Origin of the sequence: Streptomyces tailanensis, from assembly GCF_008386495.1 — a bacterium.
GTDB lineage: Bacteria > Actinomycetota > Actinomycetes > Streptomycetales > Streptomycetaceae > Streptomyces > Streptomyces tailanensis.
Genome location: NZ_VTHJ01000018.1, coordinates 16,015 through 36,520 on the forward strand (window position 1 = coordinate 16,015; position 20,506 = coordinate 36,520).

The following is a 20,506-nucleotide window of genomic DNA, read 5'->3' on the forward strand; positions in this document are numbered from 1 at the left end:
GGCCGCTGTCGGGCGATGGTCCAGGGGTGGGCGACGAAGGTATGAGGTGTGGGCGCCATCAGATGGAGGCCAGGTACGTGTGCAGGTGGCCCGCCCCTTCGAGCATCGCCCTCGTGCGCGCGGTGAGGGCCGTGGTGCGGGCGGTGATCGCGGAGCGCAGCGCGGCCGTGCTGCCCTCGCGGCGCAGGCCGTCCAGGACGGGGCGGATCTGGTCGAGGAGGTAGTGGTTGCGGCGCAGGGCGAGGATGAAGCGGGCGTCGCGCACCTCGTCGGGTGCGTAGTGGCGGTACCCGGTGCCGGGCTCGCGGCGCGGGGAGAGCAGCCCGGCCGCCTCCCATACGCGCAGGGTGGAGGTACGGACGCCGAGCAGCGCGGCGACCTCCCCGATCAGCAGATCGGTGCCGGGCACGTCCTCCTCCGGCGGCTCCCCGGCCAGCGCTTCCAGGGCCTCGCCCGCCTCCCGCAGCGACACCCGCTCCGCGTGCAGCGCCGCGTGCGCCGCGTCCACCAGGGCCAGCGCCTCCGGTACGTCGCCCGCGTGCACCGTCCGCATGATCACCGCCGCGGCCACGGCCCCGTACCCCTTCACCATGGCCCGGTACGTCAGCAGCGCCCGCCGGTGCGTCTCCCCGAACACGCGGTACCCGGAGTCCGTACGCGGCACCGGAGGCAGCACACCGGCCTCCTCGTAGTTGCGGATCTGCTGCGTGGAGACACCGGTGAGGCGGGCGAGGTCGACGGGGCGGAGGCGGGTGGGGGAGGGTTCGGGACGGCGGGGTATCGGCGGTATCGAGGGCATCGGCGGCGTTGGGGGCATCGAGGGCATCGGGGTGAAGACTAGGCCGCCCCGCGATGTGACCCATACCACAGAGACGAGAGGCGTCGAGCGGACAGGGGAGGGCGTGGAACTTTCTTTACGCGCCCGGGTGCGGGCCGGCGATCCGCAGGCGTTCGCCCAGCTCTTCCGTGCGCACGCGAGGGCGGTGTACAGCCATGCCGCACGGCTGACGGCGGACCCGAGCGCGGCGGAGGACGTGGTGTCGCTGACCTTCCTGGAGGCGTGGCGGCTGCGCGAGAGGCTGCTGTCGGACGCCGAGCTGACCGGCATCGACGACGGCGACGGCAGTCTGCGCCCCTGGCTGTTCGGCATCGCCACCAACGTGCTCCGCAACACCCGGCGCACCGCCCGGCGGCACAGCGCCGCCCTCGCCCGGCTGCCGGAGCGCCGGGCGGACCGCGAGACCGAGCCGGACTTCGCCGACGAACTCGTCGGCCGCATGGAGGACTCCGAACGGCTCGCCGCCGCCCGCGTCGCCCTCACCAAACTCCGAAGACGGGAGCGCGAGGTCTTCGCGCTGTGCGTCTGGTCGGGGCTGAGCTACGCGGCCGCCGCCGAAGCCCTGGAGGTGCCCGTCAGCACCGTACGGTCGCGTCTCGCCCGCGCCCGGCAGCGGCTGCGCGGCCTCGCGGAGGCGGAACTCGTACGGCAGTCGGCGGCGCGGCGAACCAGAACGAGACCCCTCCCGGGCAGCGGACAGGAACCAGGTGGCCGCACGGAAGCGGCCCGGTCGGCACAGGCACAGGAGAGACACCGATGAACCCCGAGGAACGCGCGGAACTGGCCCGGCTGCTGCCGAGCCCGGGTGATCCGGTCCTGCCGAGCGACCGCCTGCTCCAGCTGGAGGACCACCTGATGCGAGAGATCACCGGCGAGGAAGCCCTGCGGACGGACTTAGTGGTGGAGACCCCGCAGCCCGACGCGACCGGGGACGCCACCGAGGACGTCCCGTCGTACGACGCGGCGGTGGAGATACGGCGGCCGTCGTCATCCGCGTACGTCCGCCGCCCGCGACGCCGTGGCTTCGGCCGGCCCGGAGGCCCGCGGCGTCGTCGGACGGCGCTGATCGCGGTGCCGTTCGGCGCGGCTGTCGCGGTGGCCTCCGTGCTGGTGATGGTGGCCGTGAGCGACCCGGACCGCCCGGCCACCGACGCGGACGCCCTGCGCCTGCTGGACCGCATCGCCGGTGCCGCGACGGCGACGACGGCCACCATGCCGCCCCTGCGCGACGACCAGTACATCTACACCGAGGTCCGGGGCACGATGAAAGCCCCGATGGAGGCCTGGATGGAGACCCCGGAGGCCGACGAGAAGGAGACCAAGGAGGCCGCCAAGAAGGAGTACCCGTACCACCGCATCGACTGGGTCGCCGTCGACGGCAAGCGAAACGGCCTCGCCAGGACCACCTGGCCGGAGGGGCAGTACATCCCCGAGGGGATGCCGGATGGGGACATCAAGGAGGCCCTTGAGAAAACCACCGAGGACATGACGCTCTCCGCCGACCCGAACGGCTTCAACTACCGCGAGCTGCAGAAGATGCCCACCGACCCCGACAAGCTGTACGAGAAGGTGTGGGCCGAAACGAGCGGGCAGGGGCCGACGCACGAGGAGGCCGCGCTGGAGTACATCGACACGATGCTCGACATCGCGCAACTGCTGCCCGAACTCGACAGCGCCCTCGTCCGTGCCGCCGCCAAGGTCCCCGGCGTGACCGTCGTCCAGAACGCGAAGGACGCCGTCGGCCGAGAAGGCATCGGCCTGTCCTTCGGCCAGGGCGAGGATCGCGTCGTCCGGGTCTTCGACAAGCAGAGCCTGAAGTACCTCGGCTCGGACAGGGAGGCCCTGCTGGAGGTGGGGGTCGTCGACAAGAAGGGGGAGGCGCTGGGCGACTGAGGACTCCGGTACGGCGTGGGCGGACGAAGCGTACGGCGGCCCCTTACCCCTCGTCGCCGCCCACCCGCAGCAGCAGCTTCCCCACGCTCTTGCGCGCCCCCATCAACCGGTGCGCCCCCGCCGCCTCCGCCAGCGCGAACTCCGCCGTCACCGGAAGTGATACGACCCCGTCGACGACCGCGGCGAACGCCCGCTCGGCGAGGGCGCGCAGCTCGGCGGGGGCCGTCTTGGCCAGCGCCAGGACGGAGAACCCGGAGACGGTCAGCCCGCGGGGGTAGAGCTCGGGCTGGCCGACGGTCCACGGCTCGGCCCCGCTCGCGTTGCCGAAGGAGACGAGGCGGCCGAAGGGGGCGAGGGAGGCGAGGCCGGTGCGGAGGGTGTCGCCGCCGACCGGGTCGAGGACGAGGTCGACGCCACGGCCGCCGGTGGCTTCCCGCACCTCCTCCGTGAACCCGCCGACGAAGACCTCGTCGTACCCGTGGTCGAGCGCGTGCTTCGCCTTGGCCGCGTCCGACACGACCCCGTACACGGCCCCGGCCCCCGCCGCCTTCGCCAACTGCCCCGCCACGGTGCCGATCCCCCCGGCCGCGCCCTGCACGAGGACGCTGTCGCCGGGCCGGATCCCGCCGACCGAGTGCACGAGCGCGTACGCCGTCGGCAGCACGGTGGGGAGCGTGGCGCCGGTACGGAGGCCGACGCCTTCGGGCAGCGGGAACACGGTCACCGCGTCGGCCACCACGACCTCCGCGTACGCCCCGGCATCCGTCAGCGCGGTCACCTCCTGCCCGACCGCGAACCCGTCCACCCCCGGGCCGAGCGCGCGCACCCGCCCGGAGACCTCAAGGCCGGGCCGGTACGGCAGCGCGGCCACCCGGTAGCCGTCGGAACGGGCCTTGAGATCGGCGAAGTTCACGCCCGCGTACGCCACATCGACGCTCACCTGCCCCGGCCCGGGCTCGGGAACCTCGGCCTCGACCACCTCCAGAACCTCGGGACCGCCGTACTCCCGGAACTCGATCGCGCGCATGCCAAACTCCCCGCTCGACTGCCGAGTCCGACTGGACCCGACTGTTCAATGAAAAGCGAACACTCGCGACTGTATGGTTTTCATCGAACACTCGGCAAGCCCTACCGGAGGAGCCGGTCATGACCCAGCGCGGCACGAGTCGCGGCAGCAGCCATCGGGTCGCCCCCGAACACACCCACCCCGACGACGTCCCCGTCCTGACCGCCCTCGCCGCCCTCGCCGACCCCGTACGCATCGCCCTCGTACGGGAGTTGGCGGGTTCCCCGGTCTGGACCCGCAGCTGCGGCAGCTTCGACGTCCCCGTCGGCAAGGCAGCCCTCAGTCACCACTTCTCCGTACTGCGCGCCGCCGGCCTCGTGGAGCAGCGCGACGAGGGCCCAAAGCGCGTCAACCGCCTCAGACGCGAGGAATTCGACACCCGCTTCCCGGGGTTGCTCGCACTCGTCCTGCGCGAGGACTGAACTCCCGGCCCTACTCCTCGCCGTCCTTCTTCCCCTCGCTCTTGTCCCGCTTCTCGTCCTCCTGCCGCTTCAACTCTTCCTCGCGGCGGCGGAGATCGGCCTCCCAGCTCTTGAGGAGCGACTCGTCCTTCTTGTTGTCCTCGGCGAGGGACTTCAGGAACTCGGGGTTGTCGTCCGGGGCCACGTACTCGATGCGGTGGTTGCGGTGCCACTCCGAGGGGGTGCGGCCGTTCGCGGGGACGTGGCGCATCTTGCCCGCCGCCAGCCAGACGATCGGGCCGACGATCCAGAAGAGCAGGATGATGAAGACCCAGGCGATCTTGGGCAGATGCTTCGCCTCGTCCTCGGGGGTGTTGAGGCAGTCGATGAAGGCGTAGATCGTCAGCGCCAGCGGCACGAGGTACATCAACACCCTGAGCATGGAACAGGCCCCCTGGAAGCAGTGACGGCGGTGCGGGAGCCGTACGTGTACGTACCGGCCCTCCGCCCATGATGGTCGGGACCGCGAGCGGGGCCCCATGACGGGGTCAGGGTAGCCCCTCGGGGATACTTGACCCCATGGCTTACGACGATCTTCGCTCCCTGCTCCGCGCACTGGAGCGCGAGGGCGATCTCAAGCGCATCAAGGCCGAGGTCGACCCGTGTCTGGAAGTCGGGGAGATCGTCGACCGGGTGAACAAGTCCGGCGGCCCGGCGCTGCTCTTCGAGAACGTGAAGGGCTCCTCGATGCCCCTCGCGATGAACGTCTTCGGCACCGACCGCCGCCTGCTGAAGGCGCTCGGCCTGAAGTCGTACGACGAGATCAGCGGCAAGATCGGCGGCCTGCTCAAGCCCGAGCTGCCGCACGGGTTCGTGGGGGTGCGCGAGGCCTTCGGGAAGCTCGGAGCGATGGCCCATGTCCCGCCGAAGAAGGTGAAGTCCGACAGCGCGCCGGTCCAGGAGGTCGTCCTGCTCGGCGACGACGTCGACTTGGAGCAGCTCCCGGCGCTGTTCACCTGGCCCAAGGACGGCGGCTCCTTCTTCAATCTGGGCCTCACCCACACCAAGCACCCCGAGACCGGCGTACGCAACCTCGGCCTCTACCGCCTCCAGCGCCACGACAAGCGCACCATCGGCATGCACTGGCAGATCCACAAGGACAGCCGCAACCACTACCAGGTGGCCGCGAAGCGCGGCGAGCGACTGCCGGTCGCCATCGCCTTCGGCTGCCCGCCGGCCGTGACGTACGCCTCGACCGCGCCGTTGCCGGGCGACATCGACGAGTACCTGTTCGCCGGGTTCGTCGCGGGCAGGCGGATCGAGATGGTCGACTGCAAGACGGTGCCGTTGCAGGTGCCGGCGAACGCGGAGGTCGTCATCGAGGGCTGGCTGGAGCCCGGCGAGATGCTCCCCGAGGGCCCGTTCGGCGACCACACCGGCTTCTACACACCGCAGGAACCGTTCCCCGCGCTGAAGATCGACTGCGTGACGATGCGGAAGCGGCCGCTGCTGCAGTCGATCGTGGTCGGCCGCCCGCCGACGGAGGACGGGCCGTTGGGCAGGGCGACGGAGCGTTTCTTCCTCCCCCTGTTGAAGATCATCGTGCCGGACATCGTGGACTACCACCTCCCCGAGGCGGGCGGCTTCCACAACTGCGCGATCGTCTCGATCGAGAAGAAGTACCCGAAGCACGCGCAGAAGGTCATGCACGCCATCTGGGGCGCCCACATGATGTCCCTGACCAAGCTGATCGTCGTCGTCGACGCCGACTGCGACGTCCACGACCTCCACGAGGTCGCCTGGCGCGCCCTCGGCAACACGGACTACGCCCGCGACCTCACGGTCGTCGAAGGCCCGGTGGACCATCTGGACCACGCCTCCTACCAGCAGTTCTGGGGCGGCAAGGCGGGGATCGACGCGACGAAGAAGTGGATCGAGGAGGGGTACACGAGGGACGGGGGCTGGCCGGACATGGTGGAGTCCGACCCGGCCACGGCGGCCCTGGTGGACCGCCGCTGGAAGGAGTACGGACTGTGAGCAGCGCCTCCGCGGCCATCCCCCAGCCCGGCCGGACGAAAGCGTTCCTCCGCCTGGTGATGATCGAGCACTCGATCTTCGCGCTGCCCTTCGCGTACATCGCCTCGTTGACCGCGATGTTCCAGCTGGACGGGAACATCCACTGGGGCCGTCTGCTCCTGGTCACCATCTGCATGGTGGGCCTGCGCACCTTCGCGATGGCGGTCAACCGGATCATCGACCGCGAGATCGACGCCCGTAACCCGCGTACGGCGCACCGCGAGTTGGTGACGGGCGCGATGTCCGTCCGCCACGCCTGGACGGGCGCCCTGATCGCGGTCGTCGTCTTCCTCGGCTCGGCGGCCCTGCTGAACCCCCTGTGCCTGGCCCTGGCCCCCATCGCCGTGATCCCGATGGCGGTCTACCCCTACGGCAAACGCTTCACGAACTACCCCCAGGCGATCCTCGGCCTCGCCCAGGCCATGGGCCCGGTGGGCGGCTGGCTGGCGATCACGGGTGCCTGGTCCTGGGACGCGGTCATCCTCGGCCTGGCGGTGGGCGTCTGGATCGGCGGCTTCGACCTGATCTACGCCTGCCAGGACGTCGACTCCGACCGCGAGACGGGTGTCCTCTCGGTCCCGGCCCGCTTCGGTATCCCGGGGGCGGTGTGGGCGGCGCGGGTGTGCCACGCCCTGACGACGGGCCTGTTCATCTGGTACGCCGTGGTGACCGACGCGGGCACCTTCCTCTGGCTGGGTCTGGCGATCGTGGCGGGCGCGTTCGTGTACGAGCACACGATCGTCCGGCCGCACGACTTGTCTCGCCTGAACCGTGCGTTCTTCAGCGTCAACGGGTTCATCGGAATTGCCCTGTTCGTGTGTGCGCTGCTTGATCTTCTGGTTCGGGGTCTGACCGTGTAGCTACGGTGCGGCCTACCATCGAGAGCAGGAACCCCAGGGAGGCCAGCGTGACCGTCTCGGGCATCGACCGCCTGCACTCGCAGCTCAGCAGGCTGGAGGACATGTTCCCCGGCTATCTGACGGAGATTGTCGAGGGCAGCATCGTGATGAACCCGGTCAGGCCATTCCATGGGAAGACGATCCTGAGGGTGTCGGCGAACCTGGAGGAGCAGCTTCCGCCGGACTGGGCCCTGGTGAGCGATGTGGCGTTCCCCTTTGACGATGCCAACGAGTTCTGCCCGGACATCGCGGTCATCCCCGCCGAGGCGGAGGCGGAGAACCGTAGCTCGTATCCCGCCGATCTGATCGAGTTCGTGGCCGAAGTGGTGTCGCCGGAGAGCATCCGCCGCGACTACGAGATCAAGCCTCGCTGGTACGCCTCGCGAGGCATCACCAACTACGTGATCCTGGATCCTCTCAAGGGCCACGCCGTCATGATGTGGAATCCCGGCTCCGACGGCTACCAGGGCCGCGACACCATCCCCTACGGCCCTGACCTGACCGTCGACTCTCCCCTCGGCAAGCTCATGATCGCCACCAGCAGTCTCCCTGTGGACCCGAAGGCGCGCCCTACGCTGTGAGCGCCCTGCGGGGCTCACGGCGGCGGAACAAGAACGCCGCCACGACGCCCGTGACCAGCCCGATCAGGTGCCCCTGCCAGCTGATGCCGGTCTGGGTGGGGGCGATGCCCGCGAGGATGGAGCCGCCCCAGATACCGGCGATGACGACACCCACGGCCACCCCCAGCAGACGGCGCTCGACGAAGCCGCTGACGAGGAGGAAGCCGAAGAGACCGAAGACGACGCCCGAGGCGCCGGCGGTGTTGCTGTTGTCAGGGGATATGAGCCAGACCCCCAGCCCATCGGCGACGATGATCAGTGCACAGACGGCGGCAAAGCGCCGCAGCCCGCCAAGGGCGGAGAGAAAGCCCAGCACCAGCAACGGCACACTGTTCGCCGCGACATGACCGAAGCCGAAGTGGATGAAGGCGGAAGGGACCACGTCCACCAGCTCGCGCACCGCACGCGGCATGACCCCGAAGTCGTCCAGCGCATGCCCGCTCGCCACATCGATCAACTCGAGCAGCCACAGCAGCGCCACCCAGCCCACCATCACCTTGGCGGCGGCCTTCGCCCGCTCCCCGCGCGACCATGCCCGCTCCGTGCTCAGCACACCACGCACGCCACGTACTCTGCGAACCCCGCCCGATCCATCCGCCATGACAACCCCCGACTCGACTCGGAACTCGACCCGCGTCCCTTCAGGAAAACGACCGTGCCCCCTTGACCGGTTCCCGCCCCACGCCGCCGGATAGGCTCGGTCTCGTGAACCCAGTCAAGCCAGGAGAGACGCCGCGTACGCCTTGGATCGTAGGGGTGTCCGGCGCATCCGGCACCCCATACGCCGCGGCAGTGCTCCGCGCGCTCCTCGCCGCCGGCGAGAGCGTCGACCTCGTGGTGTCCCGGGCCTCACGGCTGACCCTGCTGGACGAGACGGGCATCTCGTTCCGGGACGCGCACTGGCAGGACGACCTGCGGGAATGGCTGTGCCGGGGGGCCGACGGGAAGCCGGACACGTTCGCCGTGGACATCGAGGGCGACCGCGTACGGCACTGGAGCGCCGGCGACCTGGCCGCCGGACCGTCCTCGGGCTCGTACCCCGTCAAGGGGATGCTGATCGTCCCCGCCTCGACGGCGTGCGTCGCGGGCGTCGCGCTGGGCCTCAGCAAGGACCTGCTCCAGCGGGCGGCGAGCGTGACCCTCAAGGAGCGGCGGCGCCTGGTCGTCGCCGTACGCGAGACCCCGTTGAACGGGCAGACGCTGCGGCACCTGGTGACCCTGGACGACGCTGGCGCGACCGTACTGCCCGCCTCCCCGGCCTTCTACGCGGGGGCCACGCACATCCAGGACCTGGTGGACTTCGTCGCCGGACGGGTGCTGGACGCGGCGGGCGTCGAGCACACCCTGTACCGGCGCTGGGAGGGCGACGTCGGCGGGGCGCGCTCGCCCCGTACCTGACTCTCACCGGCACCGCTCACCCGTCGCACCACTCTCATCTCACGCACCACCCACAACGACACTCTTCAGCGGAAGGCAACCGATCGCATGGACGCGGTGGACAGGCAGCTCATCCAGGCCCTGAGGGAGAACGGCCGGGCCTCCTACGCGGAGCTGGGACGCCTCGTCGGTCTGTCGGGACCCAGCGTCACCGACCGCATCAACCGGCTGGAGGCGGCCGGGGTCATCACCGGCTATCGCGCCACCGTCGACGCGGCCTCCCTCGGCCTCGGCGTGACCGCGCTCGTCGGTGTCTCGCTCTCCGACGCCGTCGACCACGAGGACGTGGCGAACCGGCTGCGGGACCTGGGCGAGATCGAGGACTGCTGGTTCATCGCGGGCGACGACTCGTACATGCTCAAGGTGCGCGCCCCCGACGTGGACGGCCTGGAGAAGACCATCCGCCGGCTCTCGGGAACGAAGGGCGTCTCCCGGACCCGTACGACCATCGTGCTCTCCACGAAGTGGGAGAACCGGGTGGGTGAGCTGCCGGAGGAGCACTAGGGGGTTGGCGTACGGTGGGGAAGGTTTTCTGAGGCGGTTGATCGGTGGTTGATCAGTGAAAGGTGTCGGCATGGACGTCGGGCTCAAGCGCGAGCTGGAGGAGAAGGTCCGCTCCGGTGAGCGGCTGACCCGCGAGGACGGCATCGCGCTGTACGAGTCGGACGACCTGGCCTGGCTGGGCGGGCTCGCGCACGAGGTGCGGACGCGGAAGAACGGCGATGTCGTCCACTTCAACGTCAACCGTCACCTCAACATGACCAACGTGTGCACGGCCTCCTGCGCGTACTGCTCCTTCCAGCGCAAGCCGGGGGAGAAGGACGCGTACACGATGCGGATCGAGGAGGCCGTCAAGCTCGCCAAGGCGATGGAGTCGGAGAACCTCACCGAGCTGCACATCGTCAACGGCCTGCACCCCAACCTGCCTTGGCGCTACTATCCGCGCTCGCTGAGGGAGCTGAAGGCGGCCCTTCCGAATGTGTCGCTGAAGGCGTTCACGGCGACGGAGATCCACCACTTCGAGACGATCAGCGGTCTGTCGGCGTCCGAGATCCTGGACGAACTGATCGACGCCGGCCTGGAGTCGCTGACGGGTGGCGGGGCGGAGATCTTCGACTGGGAGGTCCGGCAGCACATCGTCGACCACCGCACCCACTGGGAGGACTGGTCGCGGATCCACCGCCTGGCGCACGAGAAGGGTCTGAAGACCCCGTGCACCATGCTGTACGGCCATATCGAGGAGCCCCGCCACCGCGTCGACCACGTCCTGCGCCTGCGTGAACTCCAGGACGAGACCGGCGGTTTCCAGGTCTTCATTCCCCTGCGCTACCAGCACGACTTCGTCGACATGAAGGACGGCAAGGTACGCAACCGTCTTCAGGCCCGCACGCAGATGGCGACGGGCGCGGAGGCGTTGAAGACCTTCGCGGTCTCTCGGCTGTTGTTCGACAACGTCCCGCACGTCAAGGTCTTCTGGGTCATGCACGGTGTCCAGACCGCGCAGCTGGCCCTTCAGCATGGTGCGGACGACATGGACGGCTCGGTGGTCGAGTACAAGATCACCCACGACGCCGACAACTACGGCACGCCGAACAAGTTGACCCGCGAGGACCTCCTGGACCTCATCCGAGACGCGGGCTTCCGCCCGGTCGAACGGAACACCCGCTACGAGATCATCCGCGAGTACGAGGGGCCCGACCCGGAGCGTCGCGAGTCCCCTCAGCCGATGCGAGTCTGACCCGGCGAGAATCTGGTTGAACGGACTCAGGCGTAATAGCTAACCTCCCGACATGCCCCTTACCTTCCAGCTTGACCCACCCCTCACTCCCGCCCTCCGCGACGGCATCCTCACCCTCTGGACAGACGTCTCGAACGCCGGCGGAGCCGTCGGCTTCGTACCCCCGGTGACGCCGGAGGCGATACGCCCGGCCCTGATCCAGCACATGGCCGGCATGGCGGAAGGCAGGCAGCGCCTGCTCGCCGGCTTCGACGAAACCGGCACTCCCGCAGCCACCGCGTTCTTCACCTTCAACACCCACCACCTGATGACGCACTGGGTATGGCTGTACACGGTCATGGTCCACCCCGCCCACCAGGGCAAGGGCTTCGGCCGCGACCTCATGACGGCCGCGGAGGAAGCCGCCCGCCACTTCGACGGCATCGACGCCATCCGCCTCACCTGCCGCGGCGGCCTCGGCCTGGAACACTTCTACTCCTCCTGCGGCTACAAGGAGGTCGGCCGCGTCCCCGGCGCGATACGCGTCGCCCCGGACGACCACCGCGACGACATCACCATGCTGCTGCCCCTGACCTGAGACCTCTCCCGGCGCCCGCACCCCCGCACCCCCGCACCCCCGTGCAAGATCGCACGCCGACCGTGTTTCACTGGATGACGCAGGGATGCCCAAACGGAGACGGAAGAGTGGATTGAGATGCTCCGCTACACACTGATGCGCCTCGGAATCTTCGTGGGCTGCTTCGTGGTCGTCTGGGCCCTCGTCTACTCCGGTGTCGCCCCGCGCGGCCTCGGCTCCTCCAACGGCATGTGGGTGATCTTCCTCGCCCTGGTCGTCTCCGCGCCGATCAGCTTCGTCGTCCTCCGCAAGGAGCGTGACCGGGCCTCCGCCCAGATCGCCCCCCACCTCGACCAGCGCATCAACCGCGTCAAGTCCAACCTCGCCGCCAACAGCAGCGTGGAGGACGAGGCCGACGACGAGGCGAGGAAGCAGAGCGAGACGGCATCGGGCCAGGCACAGGCCTCGTAACGGGATCTTTCCCGGCAGGGGAACCGTACGCTTGCCCGCATGGGTGCTGTGAAGAGCAAACGGATGCCCCGTGCGGTGCGGGAACAGCAGATGCTGGACGCGGCCGTGCGGACCTTCGGGCAGCGCGGGTACCGGGCCGCGTCGATGGACGAGATCGCCGAACTGGCGGGCGTGTCCAAGCCGTTGGTGTATCTGTACCTGAACTCCAAGGAAGACCTCTTCACGGCCTGCATCCGCCGTGAGGCCAAGGCGCTCACCACCGCCGTACGCGCGGGCGTGGACCCCGAGCTGCCCGCCGACCGCCAACTCTGGGAGGGGCTGCGGGCGTTCTTCACGCACACCGCGCAGAACCCGGACGCCTGGGCCGTACTGCACCTCCAGGCCCGTACGCACGGCGAACCGTTCGCCGCCGAGGTGGCGGCGATGCGCGAGGAGATGGTCGCGTTCGTGACCGGGCTCATCCTGGTCGCCGCGCGCGACGCCCGCCGCGACCCGTCCCTCCCGGAGCGCGAGGTGGCCGGTCTCGCCGAGGCCCTGGTCGGCGCCGCCGAAGCGCTCGCCGCCTGGGCCAACGCCACCCCCGGCATCACCGCCAGACAGGCCGCCGCCACGCTGATGAACTTCGCCTGGTCCGGCCTGGGCGACCTGATGGAGGGCCGGCCCTGGGCTCCGCCGACCGAGGCCCAAGTGGCGGACGGGGCTGGATAGTTCGACGCGAGAGAGCTCGGGTGGGTGGGGTTGTGGGGCGGGTGCGGGTGAGTAGGGGTCGTTCGCGCAGATCCCCGCGCCCCTGAAAGACACGGCCCCGCGGGCCGAAAAGCACGGGGCGCAGCCCCTGCTTTCCAGGGGCGCGGGACTGTGTCGATTTGCGGCTCCGCCGCGTGGGCGCGACCAGCCCCCACCACCCGCACTCGCCCCACTACCGACCGGATCGAGCTCGTACGCGCACTCAGGCAATGAGCGGGTACACACTGCCCCTCACATGCACCCGTTCCCCACTGCCGCGGAGTTCGAAGTCGCCGCCCGCCCGGCCGTCCGCCGCGTACGTCACCGTGCTCGGGAGCGTCACCGGCGCCCTGAACTCGGCGCGGACGAGGGCCGCCGGAGGCGTACCGTGCTCGGCGAGGCAGCGCGCCACCGTCCACATGCCGTGCGCGATGGCCCGGGGGAAGCCGAAGAGGCGGGCGCCGAGCGGATGCAGATGGATCGGGTTACGGTCCCCCGACACCGCGCCGTACCGCCGCCCGACATCCCCACCCAACCGCCACTCGGCAACAGCCGGAAATGACGCGCCCTCGACCCCGCGAGGACGCCCACCCCCACCAACGCGCTCCTCCCGCGGTCCCCCGCCCGTCCGCCCCTCATGCCGCGCGAGATACGTACTCCGCGACTCCCACACGACCTCGCCCCCGTCGCCCCCATCACCCCCGTCCCGGACCTCGGTCACCACCGTGGCCTCCGTGCCACGGCGATGGGGGGCCAACTCATCGACGTACACGGTGAGTTCGTACTCCCCGGTGGCGGGCAGCTCTCGGCGCCGGGTGATCTCGATCGAGGTGTGGACGAGTCCGAGCAGGGGGAGCGGGAAGTCGCGGTCGGCCATCAGACGCATGGCGAGCGGGAAGCCGAGAACGTGGGGGTAGGTGAGCGGGACGGCGTCGTCGCCGGTGGGGAAGCCGCAGACGCGCTCGTACGCGGCGAGCCGGGCGAGGTCGATCCGCACGCCGGGGAGGACGAGCCGGGTGCTCGTGCCGGGCGTGCGCAGGGGGCCGGTGATGCGGGGGAGCTTGCGGCTCTTGCGCGGGGAGAGGAGGGCGCCCTTGGCGAGGAGAGGGCTGAGAGCGGGCGACCCGGTGAGAGTGAGGGTGGGGGTAAGGCTGTTCATCGGACGGTTTCCCCCTCCTCGTGCCCGGCTCCGCCTGCTTGCTCCAGCTACTTACTCCACGGTCAGGTTACCCGAGGTAAGTGATAGTGGCAGGAAGGGGAGTTGAGCGACCCTCAGGTAACTTGACACCCCCTTGACCTGCACGGACGTGGTCACCGACACTGCACATCCCCGGCCCGTTACCACCTCCGGACCATCCCCGCACTCACACAAACCTCACACAACCACCCCGTACGATCCGGGCACACCGAACGCCCAGGAGCCGCCCGTGTCCAGCCTCGACCGCACCCAACCCGCCCTGGTGGAACCCGAGTTGAAGCTACTGGACGGCGCCGTACGAGAGGCGTACGTGCCCCCGCTGGCCGCGCCCGTCGCGTACGGCTCACTCGCGGACATCCCGTTCGACAACGCGGACCGCGCCCCCGAGTCGGTGGTCCTCAGCCGCAAGGACCGCCCCGGTGAGGAGGACATCCGGTGGAGGGACGTGACGGCGGCCGAGTTCGCGGCCGAGGTGCTCGCGGTGGCCAAGGGCCTGATCGCAGAGGGCCTGATGCCGGGCGACCGTATCGCCATCATGGCCCGGACGACGTACGAGTGGACGCTGCTGGACTTCGCGGCCTGGGCGGCCGGCCTGGTGACCGTCCCCGTCTACCCGACCTCCTCCGTCTTCCAGACCCGCTGGATCCTCCAGGACTCGGGCGCCGTGGCCCTCGCCGTGGAGTCGACCTCCCAGGCAGCCGCCCTCGGCCCCGAACGCGACCGCATCCCCGACCTCCGTCACATGTGGGTCTTCGAGAAGGGCCACACGGAACGCCTCGCCGAGCTGGGCCGCCATGTGTCGGACCAGGAAGTTTCCGTGCGGCGTGGGGTGTTGGGGCCCGACACCCTGGCGACCCTGATCTACACCTCGGGCACGACCGGCCGCCCCAAGGGCTGCGCCCTCACCCACGGCAACTTCTTCGCCGAGATCGACAACGCGATCGACCTCCTGTACCCGATCTTCCGCGCGAAGACGGACGAGGAGGCATCCACGCTCCTCTTCCTTCCCCTCGCCCACGTCTTCGGCCGCATGGTGGCGATCGCGTGCATGCGGGCGCGGATACGCGTGGGCCACTCACCGAGCTTCCGCACGGAGGACCTTCTCGCCGACCTGAAGTCCTTCCGTCCGACGTTCCTACTCCTCATCCCGTACGTCCTGGAGAAGGTCTTCAACAGTGCCCGCGCCTCCGCCGAACGCATGGGCCGCGCCTCGTCCTTCGACCGCGCCGCCGCCGTCGCCCGCCGCTACGGCGAGGCCCTGGAGTCGCAACAACACGGCACGGGCCCGGGCCCGACCACCTTCCTCAAGGCCGCCCGCGGCTTCTACGACCCCCTGGTCTACCGCCGCATCCGCAACGCCCTCGGCGGCCGGGTCCGCTACGTCATCTGCGGCGGCTCCCCCCTCGGCCGCCGCCTCGCCGCCTTCTACGCGGGCGCCGGCATCGAGGTCTTCGAGGGCTACGGCCTCACGGAGACGACAGCGGCCGTGACGGTCACCCCACCGACCCGCCCCCGCCTGGGCACGGTGGGCCGGCCGCTCCCCGGCACCCGGGTCCGCATCGCGGCGGACGGCGAAGTCCTCCTTCACGGCGGCCAGATCTTCCGCGGCTACTGGGACCCCCAGGCCGGCGGCGTCGTCCCGGCGGGCCCCGACGGCTGGTTCGCCACCGGCGACATAGGCGAACTCGACGACGAGGGCTACCTCACGATCACCGGCCGCAAGAAGGAGATCCTCGTCACCGACAGCGGCAAGAACGTGGCCCCGGCCCCCCTGGAGAACTGGCTCCGCTCCCACCCCCTCATAGCCCAGGCCATGGTCATCGGCGACCGCCGCCCCTACGTGACGGCCCTGCTGACCCTGGACCCCGAGGGCATCACCCACTGGCGCCAGATGAACGCCAAACACGCCGTCCCCCCGGAACTCCTCGCCGACGACGCCGAGTTGCACGCCGTCCTCCAACGCGCGGTGGACGAGGCCAACCGCCTGGTCTCCCGCCCGGAATCCATCCGCAAGTTCACGATCATCCCCGGCGGCTTCACGGAGGAGGAGGGCCACCTGACCCCGTCGATGAAGCTACGGCGGGAGGTGGTGGAGGAGGCGTTCGCGGCGGAGATCGAGGAGCTATACAAGAAATAGAGGCCGCTGAGCGCCTGAGCCTGAACCTCAGGGGACGGCGGCGCAGGTCGCCCGAACCGGCACCGGATACCGTCCCCTCGTGCACAGAAGCCGCGTCTACGCCGTCCTGTTCGACACCCCCGAGGCCGAGGCCGACCAGGCGGCGGCCTTCTGGGCGGCGGTGCTCGGCGCCCCCGCCCGGCCGGTGCCCTCCGAGCCGCAGTTCACGGTGCTTCACGAGGCGCTGCCGGGGCTGACCACGGTCGTCCAGGCGGTCGATGACACGCCCCGCGTCCACCTGGACATCGAGACCGACGACGTGGAGGCCGAGACCGCCCGCCTCGTCGCCCTCGGGGCCGTGCAGGTGGCGCAGTGGCTCGAGTGCCGCGTACTCCGTGCCCCCGGCGGGCACCTGGTGTGCGTCGTGCCGGTGCACAGCGCCCCGGACGTGTTCGAGGCGCATGCCAGGAGGTGGCCTGCGCCGGGGGAGGCGGAGTAGCGACGGACGTTCCGCTCGGCTGGGTGTGCCGTACGCACAGGGCCCGGGGGACGCCGTTGGGTTACCGTCCTGGACATGGGGCGGGACGGGAATCGTGTGGATGCCGGCGGCGAGGGTGCGATCGGGGCGGGGCGGGATGTGCACGCCGCCACGACCGGGGACAACAGCCCGGTCACGTACGTCGGCACGCAGTACGTGCAACAGACGGCCACCGCCCCGGAATCCGCCCCGCCGAGGGCCGAGCAGGTCGACGCGGCGCTGCGCCGGTACGCGGTACGTGTGCGGGAGTGCTACGGACGGCTCGACCTGGACGTGTTGATCCCTACGGAGGAGGGGGAGCATCCGCCGGTCGGGCTGAACGAGGTGTTCGTGCCGCCGGCGGTACGGGCGGACCCGCCGCCGGTGGAACTCCCGCAGGACCTGCGTAGACGGCTCGTCGACTCCGGGGACTGGCCGGCCGGCCTGCCTTCCGGTCTGGGCCGGGAGACGAAGGAAGCGCTGGACCGCGCCCGGCAGGCCTACGCGGAGCGCCCCGCGCTGGACGTCCTCGACGTCCTGGCGGATCCGGAGGCGACCCGCGTCGTCCTGCTCGGCGACCCCGGCGCGGGCAAGTCGACTCTCGCCCGCCATCTGGCGCTCGCGCTCACCGAGGACAGGGGCGAGACCGACGACTCTCTGCGGCTCCTCGCGGGTCGTGTGCCCCTCGTCCTCGAACTGCGTGAGTACGCCGCCGGACCCTGGTGGGACCTGACCTTCGAGGACTTCCTCAAGTACCTCCACACCACCAAGGGCCTGGCACCCCCGCCGCCCGTCACGGAGAAGCTTCTGTCGGAGGGGCGCATGATCGTCGTCTTCGACGGCCTCGACGAGCTGTTCGACCCCGCCGCCCGCGAGCAGGTCGCCCATCGCATCGCGGACTTCGCCGGCCGTCACCGGGACGCCGGCGTACGGGTCGTGGTCACCTCGCGGGTCATCGGCTACCAGCGAGGCGTCCTGCAACGCGCGGGCTTCCGGCACTTCATGATCCAGGACCTGGACGAGGACCGGATCGACGAGTTCGCCTGGCAGTGGTACGCCACCTCGTGCCCGCACGACGAGGACCGGGCGGAACGCCTGTACGACCGCCTGATGGCCGCGGTCGCCCGTTCCCGCCCGGTGCGTGATCTCGCCGGGAATCCGTTGCTGCTGACGATCCTCGCCATCATCGGCCGCCGCCGCGAACTCCCCCGCGACCGCCAGGGCGTCTACCGCCACGCCGTCGCCGTCCTGATCGCCCACTGGGACGAACACGCCAAGAACCTGCGCGCCCCCAACGACGTCGAGGCCCTGTCGTACCTGGGTGACGAGGACCGCCACGAGCTGCTACGACTCGTCGCCCGCCGGATGCAGGACGGCGAGGGCGGTATCGCCGGCAACCACATCCACCAGGACGTACTCCTCGCCACCTTCAAGGACTACCTGCGCGAGCAGTACGAACTCCCGGTGGCCCAGGCCGTGTCGGCCGCCCGAGCCATGGTCCGCCAGTTCCGCGACCGGAACTTCATCCTCAGCCACTACGGCGGCGGGGTCTACGGCTTCGTCCACCGCGCCTTCCTGGAGTACCTGGCGGCGGAGGACATCGACCGCCGCTACACCCGTTACCGGGAGTGGACCCCGGAGGAGTTCATCGAGCAGGTCGTCGTCCGGCATGCGGAGGATCCCGCCTGGCACGAGGTGCTGTTGCTGCTGGTCGGGCAGGTGGGCGAACCGGAGGCCGCCGCCGTGATCGACCGGCTCCTCCTCATGCACCGGCGCCGGAGGATCGAGACGGAGGCCCGGCTGCTGGTGCTGGCGACTCGGGCGCTGGCGGAGGTGCGCGGGATCGGGGCGGTCGGCGCGCAGACCCGGCATGTGGTGGACTCGGTGATCAGGTGTCTCGAAGGCACGGACGCCGGCTGGCTTGAACTGCTCCACGACCGGGAAGACCTCACGGACGTACTGAGCAACGCGTTTCCCGAACACTGGAGCGGGCGTTCCCGGCTTCTGCGGTGGTTCCATCTGCGGGGCCAGTTCGGCGAAGTCCCGGATGTGGGCGGGAGCCTCGCCTGCACGCTCTACGACAGCCGGGCATGCCTCGCGATGGCGACACACGCTCGCTTCGGCCAGACCCGGCGGTGGATGCTCCTGCTGCTGGTCGACGGCTGGCACTCCGGTGACGCCGAACACGTCACGGACACCGGAGCCGACATTCCCGCCCTGCTCCGGGAACGGGCGTCGGCGGACCCCGACAAGGAGTTGCGCAGAGACCTGTTGAACGTGCTCGTCGACATCGACAACGGTGGAGACGGACGTGATGACGGACGTGATGATGAAGGCGCCGTCGCGACCCTGCTCGGCGAGCGTGCGGTCACCGACCCGGATGTGAAGGTCCGAGGCCTGGCCCTCCTCCTCCGCCGTCTGTACGGGGACGTGGACGGAGACGCATGGGCACCCCTCGTCACCATGGCCGAATCGGCATCCGCTGAGCGCGATCGTGTTGCGGCTCTGGATGCGCTGGCCAAGTACCGGAAGGACGACGGAGACACGTTCGCGCTGCTGAGCCGTCTCGCCGTCGAGGATTCGTCCGACGAGGTCCGGAGCCGTGCGGCCAATCAGCTCGGATATGTGCAGGGCGACGATGCTGTGGTGAGGGAACTGTGGCGCAAGCTCGCCGTCGAGGACCCGAGCGCGAGGGTTCGCCGGACGGTGGTGTACCTCATGCACATCCGCCAGGAGCGATGGCCACCTGTCCGCGCCCTCGCCGTCGAGGACACGGATCCGTCGGTACGGCAATCCGCTGTGGAGGCCCTGCGCCAACTGTGGCCGAACGATCCCGACACCTGGGAACTGCTGCGCCGCATCGCCGTCACCGACCCGCACCCGGATGTGCGCGGAGAAGCCTGCAGCCAACTGGCGAGGGCGAGGGGTGATGCGGGGCCCGAGGCTGACGTATGGGAGTTCCTCCGCCGCCGGGTCGTCGAGGATCCGGACGACCGCGCCCGGGGGAGCGCGCTCCGCGCTCTGGCCTGGCGGAGATTCCATGAAGCCGACGCCTGGGACTCCCGGGATTTCTGGGATTTCATCCGCGACCGTGCCGTCGCGGACCCCCACGAGGAGCTACGCGCGACCGCGCTCGGCGAACTGTGCGAGGGCCGGAGCGACGAGCCCGGGACATGGGACCTGGCGCTCGACCGTCTGACCTCGGACCCGCACGAGAAGGTACGCGCGACGGTCCTGGACCACCTGCGCCACTACATCGGCGACGAGTCCGACCTCCGGCCCCGCCTCCACGAACGCGCCACCGCGGACCCCGCCGCCTCCGTCCGCTCGGCCGCCCTACGCCTCCTCGCCGCGACCAACGGCGACGCCCCGACCACCCGCGAACTGATCCTCGACCGTACGACCGCCGACCCCGACCTTGGCATCCGCGCCGACGCCCTCCGCTGGCGGGCCGTCCACGAGCCGGGCGAAGCCACCGCCGAACTCCTCCGCACCCGCGCCACCACCGACCCGGCCCCCGCCGCCCGCACCGCCGCCCTCCAGTCCCTCGCCTACGGCTGGCCGGCGCACTCCGCGACCATCCCGCTCCTGCGCGAACGCATCGAGACGGACGACGCCGTACGCGACGAGGCCACGCGGGCCCTGGCCGCCGCCGAGGCGCTGGCCCCGATCGCCGACCAACTGCCCTGAGGGGTGCCGATGTTTTTGGCGTGACGCCGCTGTCCGGTCGGCGCTGACAAGGCCATTGTGGAAAGGGGCCGACGCGACCGACGCCGGTGGAGTCCCCAGGATTTCCACATTCCGGGAGCGAATTCTTTGCCTCGGCTTCGTCCCCTTTCTCTTCCGTCCCCGGCGGAACTTCGGTCCTCGTAAGGAAATTCGAGCAAGTCGAAATTACGCCAAGAGAAGCGGTCGGTGTTTTCAGGACTTTGCCTGCCGGAGGGATCCAGGAAA

20 protein-coding genes are annotated in these 20,506 nt (G+C 70.1%); 15 read left to right on the forward strand and 5 right to left on the reverse strand.

Annotation, left to right across the window (positions count from 1 at the left end; all coding sequences use genetic code 11):
• Nucleotides 1–58: 58 nt before the first annotated feature.
• Nucleotides 59–799 (reverse strand): MerR family transcriptional regulator, encoded by a 741-nt coding sequence (locus tag F3T56_RS16920; protein WP_149826003.1) that lies wholly within the window; start codon nt 797–799, stop codon nt 59–61.
• Between the two features lie 103 nt (nt 800–902).
• On the opposite strand from F3T56_RS16920, the gene F3T56_RS16925 reads away from it, so the two are divergent.
• Both F3T56_RS16925 and F3T56_RS16930 read left to right on the forward strand, forming a co-directional pair.
• A complete protein-coding gene (locus F3T56_RS16925) occupies nt 903–1,598 on the forward strand; it encodes an RNA polymerase sigma factor (protein ID WP_149826004.1) in 696 nt (231 codons plus the stop codon).
• Nucleotides 1,595–2,731, forward strand: coding sequence for a CU044_5270 family protein (locus F3T56_RS16930; protein WP_149826005.1), 1,137 nt, complete (start codon nt 1,595–1,597; stop codon nt 2,729–2,731). The genes F3T56_RS16925 and F3T56_RS16930 overlap by 4 nt, the downstream gene beginning before the upstream one ends.
• 43 nt (nt 2,732–2,774) lie before the next feature.
• On the opposite strand, the gene F3T56_RS16935 is transcribed toward F3T56_RS16930, so the two are convergent.
• On the reverse strand, nt 2,775–3,758 hold the full coding sequence (locus F3T56_RS16935) for a quinone oxidoreductase family protein (protein WP_149826006.1): 984 nt from the start codon (nt 3,756–3,758) through the stop codon (nt 2,775–2,777).
• A 119-nt stretch (nt 3,759–3,877) separates the two neighbouring features.
• Here F3T56_RS16935 and F3T56_RS16940 point away from each other — a divergent pair, with 119 nt between their 5' ends.
• The gene (locus F3T56_RS16940; RefSeq protein ID WP_149826007.1) at nt 3,878–4,219 is read left to right on the forward strand and encodes an ArsR/SmtB family transcription factor; all 342 of its coding nucleotides are present in this window, start codon (nt 3,878–3,880) and stop codon (nt 4,217–4,219) included.
• Between the two features lie 10 nt (nt 4,220–4,229).
• Here F3T56_RS16940 and F3T56_RS16945 read toward each other — a convergent pair whose 3' ends face one another.
• Nucleotides 4,230–4,640 (reverse strand): PLD nuclease N-terminal domain-containing protein, encoded by a 411-nt coding sequence (locus F3T56_RS16945; RefSeq protein ID WP_149826008.1) that lies wholly within the window; start codon nt 4,638–4,640, stop codon nt 4,230–4,232.
• A gap of 137 nt (nt 4,641–4,777) precedes the next feature.
• Between F3T56_RS16945 and F3T56_RS16950 the strand changes: the two genes are divergently transcribed.
• Genes F3T56_RS16950 through F3T56_RS16960 form a run of 3 tightly spaced genes read left to right on the forward strand, consistent with a single transcriptional unit; the run spans nt 4,778 to nt 7,754 of the window.
• Entirely contained in the window at nt 4,778–6,235 is a 1,458-nt protein-coding gene (locus tag F3T56_RS16950; protein WP_149826009.1) for a menaquinone biosynthesis decarboxylase, read from the forward strand.
• A complete protein-coding gene (mqnP, locus tag F3T56_RS16955) occupies nt 6,232–7,134 on the forward strand; it encodes a menaquinone biosynthesis prenyltransferase MqnP (RefSeq protein ID WP_149826010.1) in 903 nt (300 codons plus the stop codon). The genes F3T56_RS16950 and mqnP overlap by 4 nt, the downstream gene beginning before the upstream one ends.
• 47 nt (nt 7,135–7,181) lie before the next feature.
• Nucleotides 7,182–7,754: a Uma2 family endonuclease gene (locus tag F3T56_RS16960; protein ID WP_149826011.1), complete on the forward strand. Its 573-nt coding sequence runs from the start codon at nt 7,182–7,184 to the stop codon at nt 7,752–7,754.
• On the opposite strand, the gene F3T56_RS16965 is transcribed toward F3T56_RS16960, so the two are convergent.
• Nucleotides 7,744–8,394: a rhomboid family intramembrane serine protease gene (locus tag F3T56_RS16965; RefSeq protein ID WP_149826012.1), complete on the reverse strand. Its 651-nt coding sequence runs from the start codon at nt 8,392–8,394 to the stop codon at nt 7,744–7,746. The genes F3T56_RS16960 and F3T56_RS16965 overlap by 11 nt on opposite strands.
• 104 nt (nt 8,395–8,498) lie before the next feature.
• On the opposite strand from F3T56_RS16965, the gene F3T56_RS16970 reads away from it, so the two are divergent.
• The 6 genes from F3T56_RS16970 (at nt 8,499) to F3T56_RS16995 (ending at nt 12,703) form a co-directional block, all read left to right on the forward strand.
• Complete coding sequence (locus F3T56_RS16970; RefSeq protein WP_149826013.1) at nt 8,499–9,191, forward strand: UbiX family flavin prenyltransferase; 693 nt, start codon at nt 8,499–8,501, stop codon at nt 9,189–9,191.
• A gap of 87 nt (nt 9,192–9,278) precedes the next feature.
• Nucleotides 9,279–9,734 (forward strand): Lrp/AsnC family transcriptional regulator, encoded by a 456-nt coding sequence (locus F3T56_RS16975; protein ID WP_149826014.1) that lies wholly within the window; start codon nt 9,279–9,281, stop codon nt 9,732–9,734.
• Between the two features lie 70 nt (nt 9,735–9,804).
• The gene (gene mqnE / locus F3T56_RS16980; RefSeq protein WP_149826015.1) at nt 9,805–10,968 is read left to right on the forward strand and encodes an aminofutalosine synthase MqnE; all 1,164 of its coding nucleotides are present in this window, start codon (nt 9,805–9,807) and stop codon (nt 10,966–10,968) included.
• A gap of 52 nt (nt 10,969–11,020) precedes the next feature.
• A complete protein-coding gene (locus F3T56_RS16985) occupies nt 11,021–11,545 on the forward strand; it encodes a GNAT family N-acetyltransferase (RefSeq protein ID WP_149826016.1) in 525 nt (174 codons plus the stop codon).
• A gap of 117 nt (nt 11,546–11,662) precedes the next feature.
• A complete protein-coding gene (locus tag F3T56_RS16990; RefSeq protein ID WP_149826017.1) occupies nt 11,663–11,995 on the forward strand; it encodes a DUF4229 domain-containing protein in 333 nt (110 codons plus the stop codon).
• A 39-nt stretch (nt 11,996–12,034) separates the two neighbouring features.
• Entirely contained in the window at nt 12,035–12,703 is a 669-nt protein-coding gene (locus F3T56_RS16995; protein ID WP_149826018.1) for a TetR/AcrR family transcriptional regulator, read from the forward strand.
• A gap of 241 nt (nt 12,704–12,944) precedes the next feature.
• On the opposite strand, the gene F3T56_RS17000 is transcribed toward F3T56_RS16995, so the two are convergent.
• Complete coding sequence (locus tag F3T56_RS17000; RefSeq protein ID WP_149826019.1) at nt 12,945–13,880, reverse strand: MaoC family dehydratase; 936 nt, start codon at nt 13,878–13,880, stop codon at nt 12,945–12,947.
• Nucleotides 13,881–14,148: 268 nt separating this feature from the next.
• Between F3T56_RS17000 and F3T56_RS17005 the strand changes: the two genes are divergently transcribed.
• From F3T56_RS17005 to F3T56_RS17015, 3 genes are all read left to right on the forward strand, one after another.
• Nucleotides 14,149–16,056 (forward strand): AMP-dependent synthetase/ligase, encoded by a 1,908-nt coding sequence (locus F3T56_RS17005; protein WP_149826020.1) that lies wholly within the window; start codon nt 14,149–14,151, stop codon nt 16,054–16,056.
• A 79-nt stretch (nt 16,057–16,135) separates the two neighbouring features.
• The gene (locus F3T56_RS17010; protein WP_149826021.1) at nt 16,136–16,534 is read left to right on the forward strand and encodes a VOC family protein; all 399 of its coding nucleotides are present in this window, start codon (nt 16,136–16,138) and stop codon (nt 16,532–16,534) included.
• A 75-nt stretch (nt 16,535–16,609) separates the two neighbouring features.
• Nucleotides 16,610–20,242, forward strand: a complete 3,633-nt coding sequence (locus F3T56_RS17015) for a HEAT repeat domain-containing protein (RefSeq protein WP_149826022.1) — start codon at nt 16,610–16,612, stop codon at nt 20,240–20,242.
• Nucleotides 20,243–20,506: the final 264 nt, after the last annotated feature.